Annotated in this window: 24 protein-coding genes; 13 read left to right on the top strand and 11 right to left on the bottom strand. The window is 63.6% G+C overall.

Annotated elements, in window-relative coordinates; genetic code table 11:
* Nucleotides 1-207: 207 nt before the first annotated feature.
* Together D0Y60_RS07820 and D0Y60_RS07815 are read left to right on the top strand one after the other, a co-directional pair.
* Entirely contained in the window at nt 208-978 is a 771-nt protein-coding gene (locus tag D0Y60_RS07820) for a L,D-transpeptidase (RefSeq protein WP_117368551.1), read from the top strand.
* Between the two features lie 189 nt (nt 979-1,167).
* A complete protein-coding gene (locus D0Y60_RS07815) occupies nt 1,168-1,875 on the top strand; it encodes a L,D-transpeptidase (RefSeq protein WP_117368549.1) in 708 nt (235 codons plus the stop codon).
* A gap of 52 nt (nt 1,876-1,927) precedes the next feature.
* Here D0Y60_RS07815 and D0Y60_RS07810 read toward each other — a convergent pair whose 3' ends face one another.
* The 4 genes from D0Y60_RS07810 to D0Y60_RS07795 form a co-directional block, all read right to left on the bottom strand.
* Nucleotides 1,928-2,368, bottom strand: coding sequence for a hypothetical protein (locus D0Y60_RS07810; RefSeq protein ID WP_117368547.1), 441 nt, complete (start codon nt 2,366-2,368; stop codon nt 1,928-1,930).
* Nucleotides 2,369-2,444: 76 nt separating this feature from the next.
* Nucleotides 2,445-3,743 carry a glycolate oxidase subunit GlcF gene (gene glcF, locus D0Y60_RS07805; RefSeq protein WP_117368545.1) on the bottom strand — a complete coding sequence of 433 codons (1,299 nt, stop codon included), beginning with the start codon at nt 3,741-3,743 and terminating at the stop codon, nt 2,445-2,447.
* Between the two features lie 3 nt (nt 3,744-3,746).
* Entirely contained in the window at nt 3,747-4,955 is a 1,209-nt protein-coding gene (locus D0Y60_RS07800) for an FAD-binding protein (protein ID WP_117368543.1), read from the bottom strand.
* Entirely contained in the window at nt 4,955-6,388 is a 1,434-nt protein-coding gene (locus tag D0Y60_RS07795) for an FAD-linked oxidase C-terminal domain-containing protein (RefSeq protein ID WP_117368541.1), read from the bottom strand. The genes D0Y60_RS07800 and D0Y60_RS07795 overlap by 1 nt, the downstream gene beginning before the upstream one ends.
* Nucleotides 6,389-6,618: 230 nt before the next feature.
* Here D0Y60_RS07795 and aphA point away from each other — a divergent pair, with 230 nt between their 5' ends.
* The 3 genes from aphA to D0Y60_RS07780 are packed head-to-tail and all read left to right on the top strand — an operon-like array spanning nt 6,619 to nt 8,773.
* Entirely contained in the window at nt 6,619-7,308 is a 690-nt protein-coding gene (gene aphA / locus D0Y60_RS07790; RefSeq protein ID WP_117368539.1) for an acid phosphatase AphA, read from the top strand.
* Between the two features lie 38 nt (nt 7,309-7,346).
* Nucleotides 7,347-8,243, top strand: coding sequence for a LysR family transcriptional regulator (locus D0Y60_RS07785; RefSeq protein WP_117368537.1), 897 nt, complete (start codon nt 7,347-7,349; stop codon nt 8,241-8,243).
* Between the two features lie 23 nt (nt 8,244-8,266).
* A complete protein-coding gene (locus D0Y60_RS07780) occupies nt 8,267-8,773 on the top strand; it encodes a hypothetical protein (protein ID WP_117368535.1) in 507 nt (168 codons plus the stop codon).
* 6 nt (nt 8,774-8,779) lie between these two features.
* Here D0Y60_RS07780 and D0Y60_RS07775 read toward each other — a convergent pair whose 3' ends face one another.
* On the bottom strand, nt 8,780-10,057 hold the full coding sequence (locus D0Y60_RS07775) for a DUF3422 family protein (protein WP_117368533.1): 1,278 nt from the start codon (nt 10,055-10,057) through the stop codon (nt 8,780-8,782).
* A gap of 140 nt (nt 10,058-10,197) precedes the next feature.
* Here D0Y60_RS07775 and D0Y60_RS07770 point away from each other — a divergent pair, with 140 nt between their 5' ends.
* The 6 genes from D0Y60_RS07770 (at nt 10,198) to D0Y60_RS07745 (ending at nt 16,472) form a co-directional block, all read left to right on the top strand.
* Complete coding sequence (locus D0Y60_RS07770) at nt 10,198-10,992, top strand: FadR/GntR family transcriptional regulator (RefSeq protein ID WP_117368531.1); 795 nt, start codon at nt 10,198-10,200, stop codon at nt 10,990-10,992.
* Between the two features lie 80 nt (nt 10,993-11,072).
* Entirely contained in the window at nt 11,073-11,585 is a 513-nt protein-coding gene (locus D0Y60_RS07765; RefSeq protein ID WP_117368529.1) for an NUDIX hydrolase, read from the top strand.
* A gap of 72 nt (nt 11,586-11,657) precedes the next feature.
* Nucleotides 11,658-13,160: an inorganic phosphate transporter gene (locus D0Y60_RS07760; RefSeq protein ID WP_117368527.1), complete on the top strand. Its 1,503-nt coding sequence runs from the start codon at nt 11,658-11,660 to the stop codon at nt 13,158-13,160.
* 10 nt (nt 13,161-13,170) lie between these two features.
* The gene (locus D0Y60_RS07755) at nt 13,171-13,908 is read left to right on the top strand and encodes a 16S rRNA (uracil(1498)-N(3))-methyltransferase (protein ID WP_117368525.1); all 738 of its coding nucleotides are present in this window, start codon (nt 13,171-13,173) and stop codon (nt 13,906-13,908) included.
* A gap of 169 nt (nt 13,909-14,077) precedes the next feature.
* Entirely contained in the window at nt 14,078-15,451 is a 1,374-nt protein-coding gene (locus D0Y60_RS07750; protein ID WP_117368524.1) for a glutamate--cysteine ligase, read from the top strand.
* 175 nt (nt 15,452-15,626) lie between these two features.
* Nucleotides 15,627-16,472, top strand: a complete 846-nt coding sequence (locus D0Y60_RS07745) for a DUF937 domain-containing protein (RefSeq protein WP_117368522.1) — start codon at nt 15,627-15,629, stop codon at nt 16,470-16,472.
* A 3-nt stretch (nt 16,473-16,475) separates the two neighbouring features.
* Here D0Y60_RS07745 and D0Y60_RS07740 read toward each other — a convergent pair whose 3' ends face one another.
* Together D0Y60_RS07740 and D0Y60_RS07735 are read right to left on the bottom strand one after the other, a co-directional pair.
* Nucleotides 16,476-18,725: a methyl-accepting chemotaxis protein gene (locus D0Y60_RS07740; RefSeq protein WP_158565428.1), complete on the bottom strand. Its 2,250-nt coding sequence runs from the start codon at nt 18,723-18,725 to the stop codon at nt 16,476-16,478.
* Nucleotides 18,726-19,037: 312 nt separating this feature from the next.
* Nucleotides 19,038-19,334, bottom strand: a complete 297-nt coding sequence (locus D0Y60_RS07735) for a DUF1127 domain-containing protein (RefSeq protein ID WP_158565426.1) — start codon at nt 19,332-19,334, stop codon at nt 19,038-19,040.
* Nucleotides 19,335-19,609: 275 nt separating this feature from the next.
* Between D0Y60_RS07735 and D0Y60_RS07730 the strand changes: the two genes are divergently transcribed.
* Both D0Y60_RS07730 and D0Y60_RS07725 read left to right on the top strand, forming a co-directional pair.
* Nucleotides 19,610-20,563, top strand: coding sequence for a LysR substrate-binding domain-containing protein (locus D0Y60_RS07730; protein ID WP_117369640.1), 954 nt, complete (start codon nt 19,610-19,612; stop codon nt 20,561-20,563).
* A complete protein-coding gene (locus D0Y60_RS07725) occupies nt 20,557-21,132 on the top strand; it encodes a GNAT family N-acetyltransferase (RefSeq protein ID WP_117368516.1) in 576 nt (191 codons plus the stop codon). The genes D0Y60_RS07730 and D0Y60_RS07725 overlap by 7 nt, the downstream gene beginning before the upstream one ends.
* A 55-nt stretch (nt 21,133-21,187) precedes the next feature.
* Here the strand turns inward: D0Y60_RS07725 and D0Y60_RS07720 are convergent, their stop codons facing one another.
* From D0Y60_RS07720 to guaB, 4 genes are all read right to left on the bottom strand, one after another.
* Complete coding sequence (locus D0Y60_RS07720; protein ID WP_147324508.1) at nt 21,188-21,544, bottom strand: hypothetical protein; 357 nt, start codon at nt 21,542-21,544, stop codon at nt 21,188-21,190.
* 174 nt (nt 21,545-21,718) lie between these two features.
* Entirely contained in the window at nt 21,719-22,138 is a 420-nt protein-coding gene (locus D0Y60_RS07715) for an MAPEG family protein (RefSeq protein WP_117368512.1), read from the bottom strand.
* Nucleotides 22,139-22,235: 97 nt separating this feature from the next.
* Nucleotides 22,236-22,598, bottom strand: a complete 363-nt coding sequence (locus D0Y60_RS07710) for a hypothetical protein (RefSeq protein WP_117368510.1) — start codon at nt 22,596-22,598, stop codon at nt 22,236-22,238.
* Nucleotides 22,599-22,739: 141 nt separating this feature from the next.
* Complete coding sequence (gene guaB / locus D0Y60_RS07705) at nt 22,740-24,236, bottom strand: IMP dehydrogenase (protein ID WP_117368508.1); 1,497 nt, start codon at nt 24,234-24,236, stop codon at nt 22,740-22,742.
* Nucleotides 24,237-24,240: the final 4 nt, after the last annotated feature.

Genomic DNA, 24,240 nt, shown 5'->3' with positions numbered 1-24,240 from the left:
CGTTTTCCTTTTGTTCCGCTTTACCATTCGTCAACCACATTTGGAAAGCCGGCAATAACCCTACTCAAAGCTTTATCGGATCGTTCGATGTTTCATGAATGGCCGTTTACCATTCGCTTCATTCGAGGGTGCAAGCATTCTTCCCGAACCGGCGCCGCATCTTGTTTGGCGGCGCAGACCGGCGACGATCAGTAGCGAGTACGTCCGATGTTGATACGCACCCTTTTTGCCCAGAACTTTTTGGCCAAGACCTTTTTGGCCGCCACCCTTCTGGCCACCACGACGACTGCCCAGGCCAACGACCGGTATATCAGCCAGCCGCCCATCATCATCAGCCCTGATCTCACCGCCCCTTGGGTAATGCAGCTGACCGGTGAAGGCGTACAGCCCGCCGTCAACACGCGCCGCATCATCCAGCGCCAGCAGGTCCAGCAGCGTCGCGTGATCCGCCGCGAAAATGTCGCCCGCGTCGAGCAGGTCTCGGCGACCGGCCAGGCACGCAACGTCATCAAGTCGAAATTCGACCCGATGTACCTGCCGCAGACCGTTTCCTACGAGACGGAGCACAAGGCCGGCACGATCGTCATCGATACCAACAACCGCTTCCTCTACCTCGTGCTCGGCGACGGCAAGGCGCGGCGCTATGGTGTTGGCGTCGGCAAGCCGGGCTTCGAATGGGCGGGTGCCCACACGATCACCCGCAAGGCGGAATGGCCAACCTGGACGCCGCCGCAGGAAATGATCGCCCGCGAGGCCGCCAAGGGCCACTACCTGCCGGCTTCGATGGAAGGCGGCCCGGAAAACCCGCTCGGCTCTCGCGCCATGTATCTCGGCTCGACGCTCTACCGCATCCATGGCACCAACGCGCCCTGGACGATCGGCTATGCGGTTTCCTCGGGCTGCATCCGCATGCGCAACGAAGACGTGGTCGATCTCTACGACCGCGTGAATGTCGGCACCAAGGTCATCGTTATCTGACGACCGGCGAGACGATTATCAAAGGATCTCCGGCCGCCTTGCGGCCGGAGATCCTTGTATTTGGAGCGTCTCTTCGACAACAGATCGAAGAAAACGGCTACCAGAAGCGTCTTGCTGGCAGCAAGCCGACTTGAAATCGGTCAAGACTCGGTTAGCCTCGCGCAATTCAGGGATTGAGAGGGACTACACATGCGGAAATACGCTTCGATCTTGCTGGCGGCGACCATCGCCACCGCGGCGATCCTTCCGGTGACGTCGGCAAACGCCTTCCCCGGCGCCACGGCTCAAGGCAGCCAGACGACCTCCGATATCACGCTCGTCGTGCAGCAACAGAGCAAGAAGCAGGTCGCGCAGAAGTTCAAGCGTACCAAGGTGCGGTTCGTCACCGATCAGGCGCCCGGCACGGTCATCGTCGATACCAACAACAAGTTCCTCTACTATGTCGAAGGCAACAACCGCGCGACGCGTTATGGCATTGGCGTCGGCCGTGAAGGCTTCGGCTGGTCCGGCGTCGTGAAGGTCGGGCGCAAGGCGGAATGGCCGAGCTGGACGCCGCCGGCAGAAATGCGCCGCCGCGAGGCCAAGAAGGGCCGCATCCTGCCCGTCGTGCAGGAAGGCGGCGAGGACAATCCGCTCGGCGCGCGCGCCATGTATCTCTACAAGGGCGGCCGCGACACGATCTTCCGCATCCACGGCACGAACCAGCCCTGGACGATCGGCCTCAACATGTCGTCAGGCTGTATCCGCATGATGAACAAGGACGTCGAGCATCTCTATGCCCGCGCCGACATCGGCACCAAGGTCATCGTGATCGGCCCCGGCAACCGCCAGGGCGCGGTGAGCTACAACGACAAGGGCGTCGATTTCTTCGGCAACCTGTTCGGCTTCGGCGGCTGATCCGCCGTCGCCCAAACGCTTCGGATGCCGGCCTCGCGCCGGCATCGTCGTTTCAGCCGACCGAGCAGGAGACCTTGCCGCTGCGCTCGATCCCCTCGCCTTCCGCCTTGTGCACGATCATCCGGTAATCGCCGTCATAGCTGATCTCGTCCTCGCCCATCGTAGTCTTGATGATCAGATCGATCGAGCCGAACGGCAGGTCGCTTTCGGTTTCCGCATGCAGCAGCAGGCGCAGCTCGCCGTCATAGAGCCAGTCATGCCCGAGATGCGCCGGCGTCAGCGTCACGCGCTCCAGCCCCTTCGGCGCGATCTCCTTCGGCAGGACGATCTCGCCGCGGAAATTCAGGAAACCGCCGCCGAGGCCGTAGCTGAAACCGCCCTCCGCATCGAAGGTGATGTTGGCATCCTTGATCGCGCAGCTGAAGCCGCCGGTGGCGAAGGCCGGTGAGGACAAAGCGGCAAGGGCGGCAAGCGAAAGCAGCAGGCGGCGCATCGGGATCTCCGGATGGATTGGAATGCCGATCCTCTAGCAAAGCGCCAGAGGGCCGGCAGTTCCGCACGTGACAGGATCAGGAAAGCACAGCCGGCTTTTCCCCGCCATAGGCCCAGTCGAGCAGTTCGACGGTGTGCAGGATGGGGATTTGCGTGCCGGTCGCGATCTGCGTGATGCAGCCGATATTGCCGGTCGCGATCAGGTCCGGCTTGGTCGCCTCGATGTTCTTGACCTTGCGCGCCTTCAGCTTGCCGGAGATCTCCGGCTGCAGGATGTTGTAGGTGCCGGCCGATCCGCAGCAGAGGTGCCCCTCGGCCGGATCGCGCACGACAAAACCCGCCGCCTTGAGCAGCACCTTCGGCGCCATGGTGATCTTCTGGCCGTGCTGCATGGAGCAGGCCGAGTGATAGGCAACCGTCAGGCCCTTCGCGTCCTGCTGCGGCAGGTCGAGGGTCGCAAGATATTCCGTCACGTCCTTGGCAAGCGCCGAGACACGCGCCGCCTTCTCGGCATAATCGGCGTCTAGGCGCAGCATGAAGCCGTAGTCCTTGATCGTCGTGCCGCAGCCGGAGGCCGTGATGATGATCGCATCGAGCCCACCCTTCTCCATCTCGCCGAGCCAGACATCGACATTGCGTCGCGCCGCCTCCAGCGCCTGCGCCTCGCGACCCATATGGTGCACGAGCGAGCCACAGCAGACCTCGCCCGCCGGCGCCACGACCTCGACGCCAAGCCGCGTCAGGAGTCGGATCGTCGCGGCGTTGATCTCGGGCTTCAGCACCGGCTGGGCGCAGCCCGAGAGGATCGCGACCCGTCCGCGGCGTGGTGCCGTGGCCGGATGCGTGCCCGGCTTTGCGCTATCGGAGGATCTTGGCAGCTTGCGTGGCGCAAGGTCGAGCATCACGCCGAACGGTTCGAGCGGCTTGAAGCGCTTAAGGAGGCCGGCGAAGGGTCGACCGAGGTTCGCCGCCTTCAGCGCCAAGCGGAAACGATTCGGATAGGGCAGCGTCGCCGCCAGCACCGCACGCGTCAGCCGATCCCAGAACGGGCGCCTGTAGGTCTCCTCGATATGCATGCGCGCGTGATCGACGAGATGCATGTAATCGACGCCGGACGGACAGGTCGTCGTGCAGGAGAGGCAGGACAGACAGCGGTCGATATGGGTCACCACCTCGGCATCGGCCGGTCGGCCGTTCTCCAGCATGTCCTTGATGAGGTAGATGCGGCCGCGCGGGCTGTCGAGCTCGTTGCCCAGCGTCACATAGGTCGGACAGGTGGCGGTGCAGAAGCCGCAATGCACGCATTTGCGCAGGATCTTTTCGGACGTCGCGACATGCGGATCGGCAAGCTGCTCGGCGGTGAAGTTGGTTTGCATGGATTATCCTTCCCAGCCGAGCATCGGGGATTTGAAAAGGCCCGACGGATCGAAGCTCGCCTTCACGCGGGATTGCAGGGCGAGGATCGCCTCGGTCTGTGGCTGGAACGCCTGCGTCGCGGCCAGCACCTCGGGACGTGCCCTGAGAAGCGTCGCGTGCCCGCCGCCGACGGCCTTGACGTAGCGGCGCAGCAGCGCTGCCTCGGGATCGGATTCCATGCGCAGCCAGACGAGGCCGCCCTGCCAGTCGTAGAAGGCATCGACGCCGGTTTCCAGACGAAGCGCCGCGACGAGCTGCTGGCCGGCAATGGGCGCGACCGAGACGCGCCAGAGCGGGCGCGGCGTGCCGTCGGCATAGGGTGCGGCATCGCGGATTTCGCGCCAGAGCCTTTTCGTGCCCTCGGCCTCCAGGCGGGATACCGCACCGAAACGGCCCATGGCGGACACGAGCTTTTCGCTGCGCACCGTGACGGAGGCCGAGAGGCCTTCGAGGCGCAGCACGGTGGCGGCGCCCGGCGGCAATGCGCCGCCGATGAAACGGCCCCGCACGCTTTCCGGCAGATGCGCCGCCCCCGAGACTTCCACCGGGAGCGACATGGCCGTTGCCATGGCAGCGGCGGCTTCGGCATCGTTAAGATCGGAGACGACGATGGTGGCGGATGTTTCCGGCACCGGCAGCAAGCGGAAGGTGACTTCGGTCAGCAGCGCAAGCGAACCGTGCGAACCGGCAAGCAGTTTGACGAGATCGAGGCCCGTGACGTTCTTCATAACCCGTCCGCCCGCCTTGACGATCTCGCCCTTGCCGTTGACGAAGCGCACGCCGAGCAGGCTGTCGCGCGCCGCCCCTGCCGTCAGACGGCGCGGGCCGGAGGCATTGGTGGCGAAGACGCCGCCGATCGTCGGAATGCCGGAGGAGCCGAGCACGCCGCGCAGGTCGTTCGGCTCGAAGGCCAGCATCTGGCGCTTTTCAGCCAAGGCGGCTTCCACCACTTCCAGCGGCGTGCCGGCGCGGGCCGTCATGGTCATTTCGGCGGGGTTGTAGGCGACGATGCCGTTCAGGCCGCGGGCCGACAGCACATCGGCACCATCGGGCGTGCCGTGCAGGCTGCGTGTGCCGCCGCCCCTGATGACGAAGGGGGATTTCGAGAGGCTGGCGACCTGGACAAGGCGGCTTGCGGCGTCCTCGGAAAGCGGTTCGTGGATCGGTGTCATCAGGCGGGGCGCCCTTCGAGCGGGAAGACTTTGGATGGGTTGAGCAGCCATTGCGCATCGAAGGCGGCGCGCACCGCCATCTGTTGGGCAAGATCGGCATCGCTGTATTGATGGCGCATCAGGTCGCGCTTCTCGATGCCCACGCCATGTTCACCGGTGAGGCAGCCGCCGACGTCGACGCAGAGTTTCAGGATCTCGTTGCCGGCGGCCTCGGCCTTGGCGGCATCCTCGGGATCGTTCGCATTGAACAGGATCAGCGGATGCATGTTGCCATCGCCGGCATGGAAGACATTGGCGACGCGCAGGCCGTATTTTTCGACGATCTCGGCGGTGCCGCGCAGTACGGCGGGCAGCTGGCCGAGCGGCACGGTGCCGTCCATGCAGATATAGTCGGCGATGCGGCCGGTGGCGCCGAAGGCAGATTTGCGGCCCTTCCAGATCAGCGCCGCCTCGGTCGCCGACTGGCTTTCCTTGACGACCTTGACGCCATGGCGGCCGGCAATCGCGATGATGCTTGCCAGCATCGCCTCCATCTCCGCCTCGGAGCCCTCGACCTCTACGATCAGCAGCGCCTCGACATCCATGGGATAGCCGGCATGGGCGAAGGCCTCGCAGATCTCGATGGCCGGCTTGTCCATGAATTCGATGGCAACGGGAATGATGCCCGCGGCGATGACATCGGCCACGCAGGCGCCCGCCTCTTCCGAGCTGTCGAAGCCGAACAGCACGGGGCGGGCGCCCTCCGGCCGGGCGATCAGCCGCACGGTCGCCTCCGTGACGATGCCGAGTTGGCCCTCGCCGCCGCAGATGACACCGAGAAGATCGAGCCCACCGGCATCCAGCGCCTTGCCGCCGAGATCGAGGATCGTGCCGTCGACCAGCACCAGCTTGACGCCGAGCAGGTTGTTGGTCGTCACGCCGTATTTCAGACAGTGCGCGCCGCCGGAATTCATGCCGATATTGCCACCGATCGTGCAGGCGAGCTGCGAGCTCGGATCCGGCGCATAGAAATAGCCGTCGGCAGAGACGGCCTCCGATATCGCGAGATTGGTGACGCCGGCCTGCACCGTCGCGGTGCGATTGGCGAAATCCACGTCGAGGATGCGCGACATCTTGGAAAGGCCGACGACAACGGCATCCTCCTGCGGGATCGCTCCGCCGGAGAGCGAGGTGCCCGCCCCGCGCGGCACGACGGGCACGCCGTAGCGGTGGCAATATTTGAGCACCGCCGCCACCTGCTGCGTCGTCTCCGGCAGCGCGACGGCGAGCGGCAGGCGGCGATAGGACACGAAGGCATCCGTCTCGAACGGCACCAGTTCGCGCGGTTCATGCACGAGGCAGCCTTCCGGCAAGAGATCGACGAGATCGGCAACGATTTCGCGACGGCGCGACAGCACCGATGTCCGCGGTTCGAGAAAGCCGATCTGATCCATGCCGTCGCCTCCGTCCTCAAGTGGTCTTTTTTCTTTACCACTCAGGTCTGAGCGGTGCAAATCCTAACCATGGTCGTCGTACCGCCCGAAGCACTCTGACTTGCCGGGACAAACGCGGCGGTGGCAAGATCATGCGATTGACCGCCCCGAGCGTGAATGCGACAGTCCGGCGATCGGAAGGCGGAACGATCACGGGAAGCCCTCCGACCGCATGCAAGGGAGGACATATCATGCGCAGATCGCTCGCCGCCATTTCGGCTCTTCTGCTTCTCGCCGGTCCCGCTTTCGCCGAGGACGTCTCCAATCTCAATCCCGGTGTGACGACCTCCGAGCTTCTGGCGACCGCGCCGGTGCATTGGGTCTCCGTCGACCAGATCGCGGCGACGCTGGAAGGCCAGCCCGCCATGGCGGTGGGTTTCGACGTGGATGATACGGTGCTGTTTTCCAGCCCCTGCTTCTATTACGGCAAGATGAAATACTCGCCGACCTCTGAAGACTACCTGAAGATGGACGCCTTCTGGACGGACATCCACACCAACAATTGCGACCAGTATTCGGTCCCGAAAGAGGTTGCCCGCAAGCTCATCGACATGCATGAGGCGCGCGGCGACGAAATCTTCTTCATCACCGGCCGCACGCGCGGCACCGGCGGCGAAACCCTGACCGGCGCCATCAAGAAGGCCTTCGGCATCGAGAAGATGAACGATGTGGTCTTCACAGCCTCTTCGGAAAACAAGGTGGAATTCCTGAAGGAGCACAAGCTGAAGATCTATTACGGCGATGCCGACAGCGACATGAAGGCGGCGATCGCCGCGGGCATCCGCCCGATCCGCGTCATGCGCGCACAGAACTCGACCTACAAGCCGGAGCCGAAAAACGGCAAATTCGGCGAGGAAGTGATCGTCGATTCGACCAACTGACCCATAAGCTTGCCCAAATTCCTGCAAGGACATGACGCGTGACAAATCTTGGTGACCTCGAAATCTTCTCCCGCGTCATTTCCATGGGAAGTATGTCGGCAGCGGGGCGGGCGCTGGGTCTATCCCCAGCCGTCATCTCCAAGCGCGTCAAGCGGCTGGAGGAGCGGCTCGGCACGCGGCTCTTCCAGCGCACGACGCGGCAGATCTCGCTGACCGAGGCGGGACAAGGCTTTTACGACCGGATCGTCGGCATCCTCTCGGGCATCGAGGAGGCGGAAGCCTTCGCCTCCGGCCGGTCGGGTGCTGTGCGCGGGACGCTGCGCATTTCCGCGCCCACATCCTTCGGCCGCATGCATATCGCCCCCAATCTCAAGGGCTTCATGGATGCCTATCCCGAACTCGTCGTGAACCTCGTCCTGACCGATGATTTCTCCGATATCGTCGGCGGCGGTTTCGACATCGCCATCCGCATCGGCGAATTGTCGGATTCCTCGCTGGTCGCCCGCCGTCTCGCCTCGGTGCGGCGCGTGCTGTGCGCCTCGCCTGATTACATCGCCCGCCGCGGCACGCCGGCCTCGCTGGAGGACCTTGCCGACCATGTCTGCCTGCCGCCGCACACGCAGGACGTCTGGCGCCTGGAAGGCCCGGAAGGCAGCGTCACCTATCGCCCGCATGGATCGCTCTACACCAATTCGAGCGAAGTGGTGCGCGAAGCGGTGTTCTCCGGCATGGGCATCGCGCTGCGCTCCACCTGGGATGTCGGCCCGGCGCTGAAGAGCGGCGATCTCGTGCAGGTGCTGCCGGAATACGAGGGCTCGCGCAACGTGGTGCTGTCGGCCGTCTATCCGAGCCGGCAGTTCCTGCCGGTCAAGGTGCGGCTGTTCATCGATTATCTCGCCGAACTCTACGGCCCCTTGCCCTATTGGGAACGCTGAGGCAACGACAAGGGAGGATTTTCATGCCCGGCAGAACCATCCTGGTTGCGGCGTTTCTCGGCCTTGCGCTTCCGGCGGCAGCCCAACCGCTCGATCCGCTGCTCGAAGGGTTTGACGACGCCTGCAACTATACCGATGCGCTCGGCGGGTTACTCCAGTCGAGCTATGCCTTCGCCCGTAGGGAAGGCCCGCTGGAAATCCCTCGGGGATATGAGGTCGCCTTCGGCAAGCCGGCTGTCGTGAAGGAAGAAGACTATCTCCACATCACCCTGCCCGTCGTCGACGGCACCTGGCGCGACGTGCCGGTGAAGGAGATCGAAGTCTATATCACCGAGCTGGAAAGCGGCTTCAGCTCGCACACCGTGGTCTTCGAGACTTCGGCGCTGAAGCAGGCGGAAACCACCTTCAAGGCGCGCGGCGCGGCGGCCCAGAAGAAACTCACCAAGCAGGACGACAGCGGCTTCGGCTGGCAGACGGGCTTTGCCGTGCGCGACGGCGTGCCGCGCTACGAGTGCGATCTCTCGACTTAGCCGAGCCTAGTGCTTGTCTTCTTCCGCGTGCTTGTGCTTGATCGCACGGACGAGCAGCCACATGCCGACGATGACGAAAGGCACCGCGATGCCGGTCAGCGTTTCCGGCTTCACCTCGAGCCCGAGGCCGTGCGCCGCCTTGGCCACATAGCCGAACAGGCCGATGACGTAATAGGAGATCGCGGCGACCGAGAGGCCTTCCACGGTCTGCTGCAGGCGCAGCTGCAGCTTGGCGCGGCGGTCCATCGAGTTGAGGAGCGTCGTGTTGAGCTGTTCCAGCTCCACGTCGATCCAGCTGCGCAGCAGCGCCGTCGCGCGGGCGAGCTTGCGCGACAGGTTGGCCTGCCGCTCCTCGATCGACTGGCAGGTGCGCATGGCCGGCGCCAAGCGGCGCTCCAGGAAGAAGCCGAGCGTTTCGTAACCGGGCACGGCACTTTCCGCGAGCGTGCGGATACGTTCCTGCACGATGCCGTAATAGGCGCGGCTGGCGCCAAAGCGGTAAAGGCTGAGCGCGGCATTGGCCTCCAGCTCGGCGGCCAGACGGGTAATTTCGGTCAGCAGTTCGTCGGCCTTGTCGCGGGCGTGCTGCTTCATGGCATTGGTGATGCCGGTCAGGCCGTCTTCGATGCGGCGGATATCCGGCGACAGTGACTGGGCGAGCGGCAGGCCCATCATGGCGAGCGTGCGGTAGGTCTCGATGTCGAGGAGGCGCTGGACGAGCGCACCGCGCCCCGCTTCCGTCATGCCACGGTCGATGACGAGGATCTGCGTCAGCCCGTCGCCGTTCTGCCGGAAGTCGGTGAGCACGACGCCCTGGCCGTTCTTGATCTCGCTGTAACAGAGGCTGGTCGGGTCGAAGGTAGCAATCGCCTCACGGGTCTCCGGCGAATCCGGACGGATTTCCAGGCGGATGCCCGAAATCAGCGTGCCGGGCGGAGAGAAGCTGTCGCCGAACGGATGCACCGCCACCTCGCCGCCGAACTTCTCCGGCACCGGTCCATCCCAGAAATAGGTCGAGAACTCGGTGTGGCGCTCCCAGCGCAGCGTGCCCTGCCCCCAACTCAGCGCATGATGGCTGGAATCGCGTCCCGGCGGCGAGATGCCGCGCGAGCGCGACAGCTCCCCCATCACGGCATGATCCACCGCCGAACCACCCTCGGTGAGGAAGGCGAGCTGGAAGATGACGCGGGGCGACGGCACCAGCGCATATGGCCTTGCGTGGATTTCCCCCAGCGCCTGCGCACGCGCAGCCGCCTGCGGAAAAGCGAAGCTTCCGTTACCCATTCTGCACCGTCCCCCTTCGTGCAACAGCATAGTCTTAACAAATGTCAGGCGCCGAGAGATAGGGCGCATTGACGCAGGCTCTTTCAAGGCAGTGGACAAGATTATTGACCAGTTTCCGCCCGGGTTGATAGACTTGCGGCGTGACAGACACGCCGTTCGATCTTTTCTCCCGCATCAGCCCCAGCCGCACCGCCGATGAGGTCGTGCGGCAGATCGAGCTTTTGCTGCTCGAAGGCGTGTTGCGCGATGGCGAGCGGCTGCCCGGCGAGCGCGAGCTGTCCAAACGCCTCGACGTGTCCCGCCCGATCCTGCGCGATGCGCTGAAGGAACTGGAAAACCGGGGCCTGCTCGTCAGCCAGCATGGCGATGGCACCTACGTCGCCGATATCATCGGCCAGGTCTTTTCCCGCCCCGTCGTCGATCTCATCGCCCGCCACCAGCGCGCGACGCAGGATTACATCGAATATCGTCGGGAGCTCGAGGGCATCACCGCCGAACTCGCGGCGCGCCGCGCGACGGATTACGACCGGCAGATGCTGACCCGCATCATGCAGGCGATGCGCGCGGCCCATGAGGGCGGCTCCTTCGACGCCGAACTCGATGCCGATGTGGAGTTGCACAACGCCATCGGCGAGGCAGCTCATAACATCGTACTATTGCACACGCTGCGCGCGTGTTACCGGCTCCTCGCACAAGGCATCTTCTTCCACCGCCACCTCGTTTTCGCGTCCGAAACGGCACGCGGCCACCTCCTCGCCCAGCATGAGGCGATCTACGCAGCGATCATGGCCGGTGACGGAAATGGTGCACGAGAGGCCGCCCAGGCGCATATGGATTATATCGCCGTCGCAATCCGCGATGCCGAGCGCAGTGGGGAGTGGCAAAGAATTGCGCAGCTGCGCATGCAAAAACGCGGCATTCCCCCACAAGCCTGACTTGCGCCGCAAATCTCGCGCAAGCATGATGGTCGATAAATGACTCGGCAGCTCAATGCCGCAAGAGGACCAAGAAGACCTTGAACATTCTCAACCGCCTCGCCAGTGACGTCCAGCTCATGTTCCGCAGACCCTGCAAGGAACAGTATGGCGCGCTGTGCTATCGGCTGAAGAAGAGGGGTTCGGCGGTCGAAATTCTCCTGATCACAAGCCGTGATACCGGCCGCTGGGTGATTCCCAAGGGCTGGCCGATGGATGGCAAGAGCGCCAGCGCCGCCGCGGCGCGCGAGGCTTGGGAAGAGGCCGGCGTGAAGGGCAAGGTCATCGACGAGTCGATCGGCAGCTACCGCTACATGAAGGGCATGCCGGAGGGGCTGAAGCTCGATTGCCGCGTGCGCGTCTTCGCCCTTGAAGTGGATGATATTGCCAAGAATTTTCCGGAAAAGGGCGAGCGTCGCGCCGAGTGGGTCGATTGCATCGAGGCCGCCGCCCGCGTACAGGAGCCAGGCCTGAAGGCGCTGCTTTTGAATTTCGAGCAGAAAATCCTCTCCGATCTCACTCCCCCGGCCAAAAACGGCACGACCGGCGCCTGATAGCGCCCATCGTCATATTGCCGCCGATGCTGGGAGGCGATAGTGCCTTCTGGCAATAACGGAGCAGCATGAATGGCGAATTCTCAGGTCCAGCTACGCAAGCCGACGCTGGACAAGGATCTGGAAAAACTGACCTTCACCGAACAGGCCACGCATTTCGTGCTGCGGTCCTGGACGGGTGTCGGCATCGCCCTGATCTTCCTCTTGATCGCCATGGCCGTCGCCAGCACCTTCGCCACCGGCACGCCGGGCGTGCTCGTCGTTGCCGTCGCCGCAGCGCTTGCCGCCTATATGGCCATGAACATCGGCGCCAACGATGTGACCAACAATGTGGGCGCCGCAGTTGGTGCACGTGCCATGAGCATGGGTGTGGCGCTGATCATCGCGGCGATCTTCGAGATTGCCGGCGCACTGCTTGCCGGCCAGGGTGTGGCGGAGACGGTCGCGTCCGGCATCGTCGACCGCGCCATCTTCCCGAGCCCCGCGGTTTTCGCCTGGGCGATGATGGCGGCCCTCATCTCGGCAGCCCTCTGGATCAACATCGCCACGATCGCCAATGCGCCGATCTCCACCACGCACTCGATCATCGGCGGCGTCATCGGCGCGGGTGCGGCCGCCAGCGGCTTCCAGAGCGTGCAGTGGGATTCGATTGCCCTGATCGTCGTCAGCTGGACCGTCTCGCCGATTCTCGGCGGCGTGATCGCGGCGGCCTTCCTCTATTTCATCAAGGAATTCATCATCTATCGCGACGACAAGATCGAAGCCGCCAAGACCTGGGTTCCCGTACTTGTCGCCGTCATGGCCGGCGCCTTCGCGGCCTTTCTAGCCAATGGCGGCACGAACGGTTTTTATGATCTGCCGCTCGGCAAAGCGCTCGCCATCGGCCTCGGCTTCGGCATCGTAACCTATATCGTCACCCGGCCCATCGTGCGCCGCGCGGCAGGGGGACTGGACAACCGCAACCAGTCGCTGCGCGTGCTCTTCCGCCTTCCGCTGATCTGTTCGGCCGCCCTTCTCTCCTTCGCCCACGGCGCCAACGACGTGTCGAACGCCGTCGGCCCGCTCTATGGCATCGTCTCGGCGCTGCGCTCCGGCGATACCGGCGGCGGGGTCGTTATCCCGCTCTGGGTGATGATCATCGGCGCCTTCGGCATTTCGCTCGGCCTGCTGCTCTTCGGCCCGCGCCTCATCCGCATCGTCGGCAACGAGATCACCAAGCTCAACCCGATGCGCGCTTTCTGCGTGGCGCTGTCCTCCGCCGTCGCCGTGCTGACCGCCTCGGCTTTTGCCATCCCCGTCTCCTCGACGCATATCGCGGTCGGCGCGGTGTTCGGTGTCGGGCTGTTTCGTGAGTGGTACACGCGCAACTCGATCCGCCGCATCGACTATATCCGCAGCCGCGGCAACGGCATCGCGCCGGAGGAGCCGTCGGCCAATCCCGACGAGACGCGCCGGCGCTACCTCGTGCGCCGCTCGCACTTCATGACGATCGTCTCGGCGTGGATCGTTACGCTGCCCGTCTCGGCCATGCTCTCGGCCCTCGTCTTCCTCGCGCTCAACGCGCTCTTCACCTGAGATCAAGATCATGCGTGCCAATTACCGGATGCAGCGCCTGTTCGTCGGCGACGCCCTTGCCGAGGGCCAGGCCTTCGAGGCCTCCAAGGACCACTTCCATTACCTCACCAACGTGCTGCGCATGAGCGACGGCGACGCGGTGCTGCTGTTCAACGGCCGCGACGGCGAGTGGCATGCCACGCTGTCGCTGCCGACCCGCAAGCGCCTGCTTCTGACGCCGACCGAGCAGACCCGGCCGCAGCCGGCGCCGTCGGACCTGCACTATCTCTTCGCGCCACTGAAAGTCGGCCGGCTTGATTATCTCGTCCAGAAGGCCGTCGAGATGGGCGCAGGCGTTCTGCAACCCGTTATGACCCAGCATGTTCAGGGCAAGATCACCAGCATCGAGCGGCTGGAGGCCAATGCCACCGAGGCGGCCGAACAATGCGGCATCCTCGCCATCCCCACCGTTGCCGCGCCGCGCAAGCTGGAGGACCTGCTTGCCGACTGGCCGCGCGAGCGCCGCATCATCTTCTGCGACGAGGGCCATGGTAGCCAGAACCCGCTGCCGGTGCTTCAGGGGATCCATGAGCGCAAGCTGGCGCTGCTCGTCGGGCCGGAAGGCGGGTTTTCCGAAGAGGAACGCACGCTGCTGCGCAGCCTTGATTTCGTTACGCCCATTCCGCTCGGTCCGCGCATCCTGCGCGCCGATACGGCGGCTGTCGCGGCTATGGCGGTCATCCAGGCAGCGATCGGCGATTGGCATTAGCCATTTTGCGTCCGCGCCGACGCACAAGGAAGATTTTTCCTGAAAAGTCGAATGGGATTTTTTGAATCTGCCTTGAAAGGAATTCGCTTGCACCGCATCTATTTCCGGTCCAAGCACCCTCCCATGCCCGGCGTTCAGCCGGGCGCCATCCGTTCAGAAGAAGACGCCCATGGCCCGTGATACCACCGACCAGACGCCGATCCGCACCGTCGCGGACATGGCGGAATACCTCGCCGACGGCAACAAGCCGAAGGAAAGGTTCCGCATCGGCACCGAGCACGAGAAATTCGTCTTCTTTACGGCCGATAACAGCCCCGTTCCCTATTTCGGCGATGCCAGCATTTCCGCGCTTTTGAACGGCATGCAGAAAAAGACCGGCTGGGAACCGATCATGGATGCCGGCAACATCATTGGCCTGGCTGAACCCTCCGGCATGGGCGCGATCTCGCTGGAGCCCGGCGGCCAGTTCGAGCTTTCGGGTGCGCCGCTCGAGACGCTGCACCAGACCTGCAAGGAATCCAACCAGCACCTCGCCACCCTGCGGGAGATCGCCGAACCGCTCGGCATCCGTTTCCTCGGCATGGGTGGCAGCCCGAAATGGACGCTGGCCGAAACGCCGCGCATGCCGAAAAGCCGCTACGACATCATGACCCGCTACATGCCGAAGGTCGGCAGCCAGGGTCTCGACATGATGTACCGCACCTGCACGATCCAGGTGAACCTCGACTTCTCCTCGGAAAAGGACATGCGCCGCAAGATGCAGGTGTCGCTGAAGCTGCAGTCCATGGCGACCGCACTCTTCGCCTCCTCGCCCTTTACCGACGGCAAGCCGAACGGCCTCCTCTCCTGGCGCGGCGACATCTGGCGCGATACCGACAACAACCGCGCCGGCCTCATTCCCTTCGCCTTCAAGCCGGATTTCGGCTTCACCGACTATGTCGAATGGGCGCTCGATGTGCCGATGTATTTCGTCGTGCGCGACGGAAAGTATCACGACTGCACCCATGTCACCTTCCGCCAGTTCATGAACGGCGCGCTGAAGGGCGAGATCGCCGACTACGAGCCCAATATCGGTGACTGGACCAACCACCTCTCGACGCTCTTCCCGGACGTGCGACTGAAGCGCTTCCTCGAAATGCGCGGCGCGGACGGCGGCCCGTGGCGCCGCATCTGTGCGCTGCCGGCATTCTGGGTGGGTCTGCTCTATGACGACGGCGCGCTCGATGCCGCCGAAAGCCTGACGCGCGACTGGACGGTCGAGGAAGTCTCTTCCCTACGCGATGCGGTGCCCGCCCAGGGCCTCAAGGCCGACTTCCGCGGCAAGCCGCTGCTCGACGTCGCCCGCGAAGTGGTGTCGATCTCGCGTCAGGGCCTTGCCGCCCGCGCCCACCTCAATGGCGACGGCGTCGACGAGACGATCTTCCTTGCTCCGCTTGACGAGGTGCTGGCCAAGAAGGCGACGCTCGCTGAGGACATGCTGGCGCTTTACAACGGCCGCTGGAACCGTTCCGTCGAGCCGGTGTTCACGGATTACCAGTACTGAGAACGCCATCAAAAAGCGGTTTGCGTGGGTGAAATTCCCGTTATAGTGCAGGCACATGCATGTGCCTGCAGAGCATTTCCAGCCGAAGCGTTACCGCTTCGGCGTCGGATAATGCGATAACAAAAATTAGAGCATTTCCGCGGGCCGCGGAAATGCTCTGGGGGAAGGACACAAAATGCTTTCGCTTTACGACATGATGATGCAGGCGCAGAACGGCAATGCCGTCGAGACCATGGCGCGCCAGTTCGGCCTTGCGCAGGAACAGGCCGCCAAGGCCGTCGCCGCGCTGATGCCGGCCTTCTCCGAGGGGTTCAAGCGCAACGCCGCCAATCCCTATGACATGGCCGCCTTCATGAAGGCGCTGACATCGGGCGAACATGCCAAATATTTCGAGGACGTCTCCAAGGCCTTCACGCCGCAGGGCCTGGCCGAAGGCAACGGCATTCTCGGCCATCTCTTCGGCAACAAAGACGTCTCCCGCGCCATAGCCGAACAGGCGGCGCAGATGACCGGCATCGGCCAGGAAATCTACAAGCAGATGCTGCCGGTCATGGCCAGTACGCTGATGGGCGGCATCTTCAAGCAGTCACTCGCCCCATTCTTTCCCAGCGGTGCGGGTGCATCCGCGCAAGCCAATCCTTTCGCCGACATGATGCAGCAGTGGGCGCAAGCGACGGGTTTTGCCAAGAAACCCGAGCCGGCGAACCCCTTCGCCGACAACCCGTTCACACAGGCCGCGCAGGAATTCTTCGGCAAGAAAAAGGACGAAGCGCCCTCCAATCCCTTCACCGACAATCCCTTCGCCAAGGCGTTTCAGGACATGATGGGAAGCATGGCCGGCCAGCCGGCAGCGAGCGAAAAACCTGCTGCATCTGAAACGACACCGGCGGATTCGCTGAAAACCCTCGTCAACACGATGTTCGACACCGGCCTCGACATGCAGAAAGACTATCAGCGAAATATCGAGTCGATCTTCGAAACAATGCGCGGCGGCATGGACACCGCCGGCAACAAGAGCTGAGACTTACGCCGCAGTCCGTGTGACTTCAGCCTCCTCGGGCACGTTAAACCGTGCGACAATGGCGGCGAGCGACCTTGTGTCTCCCGCAAGGCCGGACATTCCGGCTGCGGTTTGCGAGACCGCCTGACGGTTCTGCGCCGTCACCTGCTCCATCGCACTCATCGAACGGCTGATATCGCCGAGGCTGGAGGATTGCTGATTGGCGGCGGCGGCAATCGAATGGATGTGATCGTTGATGCGCGTCACCTGCTCGGCGATGCCCGAAAGCGCCGCACCGGTCTGCTGCACGAGATCCACGCCCTTGGCCACCTCGACGCCCGACTTGGTGATCAGCGCCTTGATGTCCTTGGCGGCATTGGCCGAACGCTGGGCCAGCTCGCGCACCTCCTGCGCAACGACCGCGAAGCCCTTGCCGGCCTCCCCCGCACGCGCGGCTTCGACGCCGGCATTCAGCGCCAGAAGGTTGGTCTGGAAGGCGATCTCGTCGATGACGTTGATGATGCTGGAGATTTCGCGGGACGCGCCTTCGATGCGCTCCATGGCGGAAACCGCATCCGAGACGACGCGGCTCGAGAGATCCGTGCTGCCCTTGGCCTCCGTCGCCATGCGTGAGGCCTGATCGGCGCGCTCGGTGGAACTGCGGATCGCCTGCATCATCTGACCGACCGCTGCCGTCGTGCGCTCCAGCGCCTCGACCTGGCTTTCCGTGCGGTCGGCAATGTCACGCGCGGCGGCATCGACATGCGCCACCTTGCCGTCGATCGAGCGGGCGTTGGACGAGACGGCGGCGATGGTCTCGGCAAGGCGGCGTACCGAGGTGTTGAAATCGACGCGCAGCTCGTCCAGCCCTCCCGCGAATTCATGCTGTATGACGGTGGAGAGATCGCCGGCGGAGAGACGCTCCAACGCGGCCCCGAGCGTTTCGACGGCATCCTGGACCTGCCTCTGCTGCTCGGCCTTGGCCGCCTCCTGCGCCTGCTGCTCACGCACGGTCCGGTCGCGGTTTTCGGCGGTTGCGCGTTCCAGCGCCTCCTTTTCCAGCACAGCGGCACGGAAGACAGCGACGGAGCGCACCATGTCGCCGATCTCGTCGGCGCGGTTTTCCTTCGGCAGGGCAATGTCGGTGTTGCCGGCAGCCAGCTCCGTCATCGCCTTCACCAGCTGGTGGATCGGCCGTGTCAAGGCGCGGGAGAAGAGAATGGCCGCCAGGATGGCAAGGCCGATGATCGCGGCTGTGAGACCGAGCACGATGAGCGTGCCGCGCATCAGGCCGGCCGTCGCCTCCGTCTTCGATATCTTCGCGATAACGGACCATTCGGCGCCGCCGAAGGACAACGGCGAGGCTGCGGCATAGAGATCCGCACCGGAGGCATCCCTGATGACGCCGGAGGTCTCGCTGCCCACCGGCAGGTCGGCAATATCGAGGCGGGTCTTCAGCGCATCGGCTTCCGGCGTGCGGGCGGAATCGGTCAGCACCGTGCCATCGCCGCGCACCAGCACAGTTTCCCCCGTCTCACCGAGGCCCTTGCTGTTGCCGAAGATGGCGTCGATCTTGGCGTTCGGCACGCGGATCGCCATGATGCCGAGCGTGCGGCCGTTCATGGTGATCGGTGCGGCGGCGAAGGCAGCCGGTGCGCCGCCAAGCGCCGCGTACTCCGCAAAATCCGAGAAGACGATTTTTCCCGGCTCCTTCAGCGCCGTGGCATCGTTGAAGGCAGCCGTCAGGCCGCTGTCCTTGTAGGGACCGGTCAGCACGTTGGTGCCGAAATCCTCAGCCTTCGACACGGAATAGAGCACGTTGCCCTTGGGGTCGATCATGTAGAGATCCGCGTAGCCCTGGGATTCCAGGTGCTTGCGGAAGCTGACGTGATACTGCTTGTGCGATCGGTCGAAATTATCCTTCTTGGCGGTATCAAGCAACGCGCGCCCGCCCGGCGGGTTCGGATTGTTCTTGATGTAGCGGTCATGCAGCTCGCCGGCCGGGTCCTTGCCGAGAGCGCCCCAGGCGCCGGCAAAGCCGTAGAAAGCCTGCGTCGTCGGCATGGCCGAGGCGAGGCTGATCAGATCGAGCTTCATGCCGTCCAGATAGGCGCGCGCCTCGTTGCGCCGGCCATCGGCCGTCGCCTCCAACTTCTGCATTACCTGCTCGGTGACGGTTTCACCCGACACGACCAGCGACACGGCACTGGCGGCACCGATGGAAAGAAGCGTGAGCACGGCAGCAGCAATGGGCAGTTTACGCGAAATCCGCATGGCGATCCGTCCAGCAACAAGGTGTTGGTCCGGCTCATCCGGATAGGCAGACAGCATCATGCCCGCAAACGTCGTGTTGGCGGCTGCCAGCTGAAAGGTAGCCGAGGGTGGTTTACCTTAGGTAAAGCGGATCTGGCGAGAAATGAATGAAAAATGCCCGACGCGGACCTTGGGAGTCGCACGCCGGGCAAGCGGCAGGGTTATTGGCTCTCACCCTGCGGGGAAGGCAAACAATTCCAGCAAAAGCGTGAGGCGGCTTTGCGTCGGGAATTGCGTCGATGCTGCGGTGCCGGAGGCCAGCACCCTCGAAAATCAATCCAGACGGCCGCTGCGCAGGTGACGACGGGCACGCTCACGCGAGGCGATCGTCAGATGCAGGCCAGCATCCGTGAAGAAGGATGCGGCGCGGACGTCCTGAACATCGTTGCGGCACAGCCCCATGTCATAGAGCTGGTGGTCGTCGAGTTCGTTCAGGCGGTTGATCACGCGACGGTTCTGCCATGCGCGGACAAATTTGGCGGCGGCATTGCTGACGCGGGCAAAGAGGTTCGAGGCCGGACGGCGCGTTGCGAGGATATCGATTTCCATCTTGCGGTCGATCATGCGCATGGCATTTCTCCTTTCCGGCTCGGCGATCCATCGTCCTTCGATGGGGTTTCGCACGACGCCCGTGATCATTCGCCGCTCACAGGGATTGAGCGGCGGCTAAAAGGTCAGGTTTGAAGAAGAGCCGCCCGCGGAGGTCGAAGCAAAACGGCAGATCCCGTCGAGCGATGGATCAACTCGAGATCTATCGTTCAACAATTGCTTTTTCGCAGAATCTCATTGATCAGTCCAACGAATGTTTCTAATAGTATCAATCAAACAATCTTATGGGTGACTTTATGTCCGCTCCGCTAGACATCGACCAGCTGCAAACCTTCGTCGCGATTGCCGATACCGGAAGTTTCACGCGCGCGGCCGAGCGGGTATTCAAGACCCAGTCAGCCGTTTCCATGCAGATGCGCCGCCTCGAGGAGCGCATCGGCAAGCAGCTCTTCATGAAGGACGGCCGCGGCAACCGGCTGACCGCCGAGGGCGAGCGCCTGCTCAACTATGCCCGCCGCATGCTGCGCCTCAACAATGAGGCCATCGCCGCTTTTGACGACAACCGTCTTGAAGGCATGCTGCGCATCGGCACGCCGGATGATTATGCCGACCGCTACATGCCCGAGATCATCATGCGCTTCGCAAAGACGCATCCGAATGTCGAGCTCTATATTGTCTGCGAACCCTCGGTGGATCTCGCCGAGAAGATGGCCAAGGGCGAACTCGACATCGCGCTCGTGACGCACAATCCGCGCCAGCGTCAGTCGGACGTGGTGCGCACGGAACCGCTGTGCTGGGTCATGTCGGCCAACCATCCGCTGCCGGAAAGCGCGCCGGTGCCGCTTGCCGTGGGCCGGCGGGATTGCCAGTGGCGGCAGATCGCCTGCGCCGCGCTCGATTCGGTCGGGCGCGATTATCAGGTCCTGTTCACCAGCTGGTCCTCAACCGTCGTCGCCGCCGCCGTCATGGCCGGCATGGCAGTCTCGGTGTTGCCGGAATCCGCATTGCGCCCCGGCATGAAGGTGCTGACGCAAGCTGACGGTTTCCCGCCGCTCGCCCCTGTGCAGATTGGCATCATGCGCCGGCCAGGCCTTTCGCCCTCGCTTTCCAACGCGATCACCAGCCACATCACCGCCTGCCTCGACAATATCACGCCGCTCTCGGCGGTTGAGGACCTGCCGGAAGCGGATGTGAAGGTCTTCCCGCGCGTGGCGCGCCTGCGGACCGGGAATATCCTCCCGGGATGGTGACGCAGCTGCCGCTTGACGGCGTTCCCCTCGTCAAGACCGGACCCTCCGGCGTGTCGATCCGCCCTGTTCGCGACGCCGATGTGGAGGCGTTGCGACAGATCGAGCGCTCGGCCGCGCAGGCCTTCCGGCTGATCGAGGCCTTTTCCTGGCTTGCGGTCGGGGAAGTGCAAAGCGGGGAGGTGCATACCGCGCTCCTCGAGGCCGGGACGAACTGGGTGGCCGTCGATGACGGCGATCATCCGCTCGGCTTCCTCAGCGCGGAGATTTCAGGCCAGGAGCTGCATATCTGCGAGATCTCCGTCGATCACCTGCATCAAGGTTTCGGCATCGGCCGCAAGCTGATCATGCACGCAGTGGACAGCGCAACGGCTCGCGGTCTCGACGCCGTGACGCTCACCACCTTCCGCACCATTCCCTGGAACTGTCCGTTCTACGAACGGCTCGGGTTTCGTGTGCTGGACGAGGATGCGCTTTCGCCGCGCTTGCAGGCATTGCTCGACCTCGAGGACACTCACGGGCTGCGACGCGACACGCGTTGCGCCATGCGGCTCGACATCACCGCACCATAGAAGACCCCGGCATGCTGCCACGCCGGGGGCCTCGATTTCCATCCCGTCGGATAGATCAGTCGTATGTCGCCTGCTTACCGTCGAAGTAGATCGTGTTGGCTTCGCAGATATTGATCGTCGTCTCGTCGCCCCTGATGCTCGAGCCGTCCTCGCCTTCCCAGGTGACGTAGAATTCGACGTCGCACGGGCCGTCGTAGTTGAACTCCATATTGGCGCTTTCGCCGCCATTAAGCTTGAAGTTCATCCAGTTGGCACTCCATTCCCCACCCTCGCCGGTATAGAAACCGTCGATGATGTATTCGGAGTCATTCTTGATATCGAACTTCATGCCGGCGGCGTAGGCGGCAGGCACGGAGGTGAGCATGGCCGCCGCGGCAAGGGCGGCGAACGTTTTGGTCGCGAGAGATGGCACGAAAATAATCCCGTAATGAGTGATGATATCGCACGCCTGAAGCCGCAATGTTTTGCTGGCCTTTGGATTGCGATGGTGCTGTTGCCCCTAAAAGAACGGGGCCGGATCCGTCGGAACCCGGCCCCGTTTTCTCAAACGGATCAGTGATTTGCTTTATTCAGTGCTGACAAAATTTCAGGTGAAGGCGAGCCAGACGCCGAGCCATATCCAAAGAAGGCCGACGACCGCGAGCCCCGCGATGAACAGCGGCCGGCGATAGCGCAGGCGGTTGCTGGTGACATGCACATAAGCGTGGGCGTAGCGCAGCGCCACGAACAGCCAGCCGCCAGCAACCGTCACCGGATTGTCGGCATCGACGAGATACAGGAAAACGCTGACCACATAGAACAGAACCGGCAGTTCGAACTGGTTGGCGATGGCGTTTTTGACAGTCACGCTTTCGGCCGGCTCGTCGCGGTTCTCGCGGAACTGTTCAGGCTTTGCCCGCCCCGATTTCACCGCGCCCATGCGGCGGGAGGACAACAGGAAATAGAGGACGAAGACCAGCGCGACATGCGCGATGACAGGCCAGATCGTGGCTTCCGTGGGAGACATGTTTATCCTTCGGCTTGTCGTTTCGGGCCCCTTGATAGGGGTTTCCGGCCAAAGGCTCAACCGGAAACGGCCTTTGCGGCAAGCCGAAGGAAGAGACTTACTGCTGCAATGTCAGGTTCTCGGTGCCCGAGCCGTCCTTGCCACTGATCGTCCAGGCGCCTTCCAGCACGCCATCGCCCTTGACGTGGTAGACGATGAGGCCGACGGCATCATCCAGCACATAGCCGGCGGCGAAAGCATCGCCATAGAGCATGCAGATGCCGTTCGAAGTGGTCGATCCGGTGTGCCACTCGATCGAGCAGGTCGTCTCGCTGGTCAGCTCGATCGTCGCGGTGCCCGTGTAGGCGGAGCCGTCGAGGTTCGTGCCTTCAACATTATACGTGCCGGCACTCACCGTCTGCGCATGCGCGGACGAAACCAGCCCCAGAGCCAGAACGGCGCCAGCCAAAAACGTCTTCATGATATCCCCCAGATAACCGGCGAAATTGCCGGTACGGCAATCTTAGCGCATGCTTGAAAAAACGGAACAGGAATCAAGCGCGCAAAATGAAAATGCCCGGCAGAACCGGGCATTCCAACACGTCCATTTTTGACGAAGCGATCAGACGGCACCCGGATAGTTGGGGCTCTCGCGGGTGATCGTCACGTCATGCGCATGGCTCTCGCGCAGGCCCGCGCCGGAGATGCGCACGAAGGTGGCGCGTTCCTGGTATTCCCGAAGGTCCTTGCCGCCGACATACCCCATCGAGGCCTTGAGGCCGCCGGCGAGCTGGTGCAGCACGCCCGAGACCGGACCCTTGTACGGCACCTGGCCTTCGATGCCCTCGGGCACCAGCTTCAGCGTGTCGCGCACTTCCGCCTGGAAGTAGCGGTCTGCCGAGCCGCGTGCCATGGCGCCGACGGACCCCATGCCGCGATAGGCCTTGAAGGAACGGCCCTGATAGAGGAACACTTCACCCGGGCTTTCATCCGTGCCGGCGAGCAGCGAGCCGACCATGACGGCCGAGGCACCGGCGGCGATCGCCTTGGCAAGGTCGCCGGAGAACTTGATGCCGCCATCGGCGATGACGGGAATGCCCTGGGCCTGCGCGGCCTCGACAGAGGACATGATGGCGGCGAGCTGCGGCACGCCGACGCCGGCGACGATGCGCGTGGTGCAGATAGAGCCCGGGCCGATACCGACCTTGACGGCATCGGCACCGACATCGATCAGCGCCTTCGTGCCATCGGCCGTAGCGACATTGCCGGCCATGATGCGCACGGAATTGGAGAGCTTCTTGACGCGGCCGACGGCGTCGAGCACGCGCTGCGAATGGCCATGCGCGGTATCGACGACGATGAGATCGACGCCGGCCTCGATCAGGCGCTCGGCGCGCTCGAAACCGTCGTCGCCGACCGAGATGGCGGCGGCAGCACGCAGGCGGCCCTGTGCATCCTTGGAGGCGTTCGGATTGAGCTGCGACTTCTCAATGTCCTTGACCGTGATAAGGCCGACGCAGCGGCCGTCGCCGTCGACCACCAGCAGCTTCTCGATGCGGTGCGTGTGCAGCAGGCGCTTGGCTTCCTGCTGGTCGACGCTTTCCTTCACCGTGATCAGGTTCTCACGGGTCATCAGTTCATAGATCTTCTGGCTCTGGTCGGAAGCGAAGCGTACGTCGCGGTTCGTCAGGATGCCGACGAGGCGGCCCGCCTTGCCGTTGCCGCCGTTCTCGACGACCGGGATGCCGGAAATGCCATGGGATTTCATCAGTGCCAGCGCGTCGGCGAGTGTGGCGTCCGGACCGATCGTGACCGGGTTGACGACCATGCCGCTTTCGAATTTCTTGACCTGACGGACTTCCTCGGCCTGTTCGGCGGGCGTCAGGTTGCGGTGGATGACGCCGAGGCCGCCGGCCTGCGCCATCGCGATGGCGAGACGGCTTTCCGTCACCGTGTCCATGGCGGAGGAGAGGATCGGCAGGTTGAGTTCGAAGTCATGTGCGATGCGGGTCGCTATGTTCGTCTGGCCCGGCATGACCTCGGAATGGCCGGGTTGCAGGAGAACGTCGTCGAAGGTCAGGGCTTCGAGACCGGTTGCCGTTTCAATGATGCGCGCCATGGGC

It is taken from the genome of Shinella sp. WSJ-2, from assembly GCF_003432075.1.
GTDB lineage: Bacteria > Pseudomonadota > Alphaproteobacteria > Rhizobiales > Rhizobiaceae > Shinella.
Note: the sequence above shows the minus strand (reverse complement) of the source record. Positions and strands in the feature narration are given on the sequence as shown.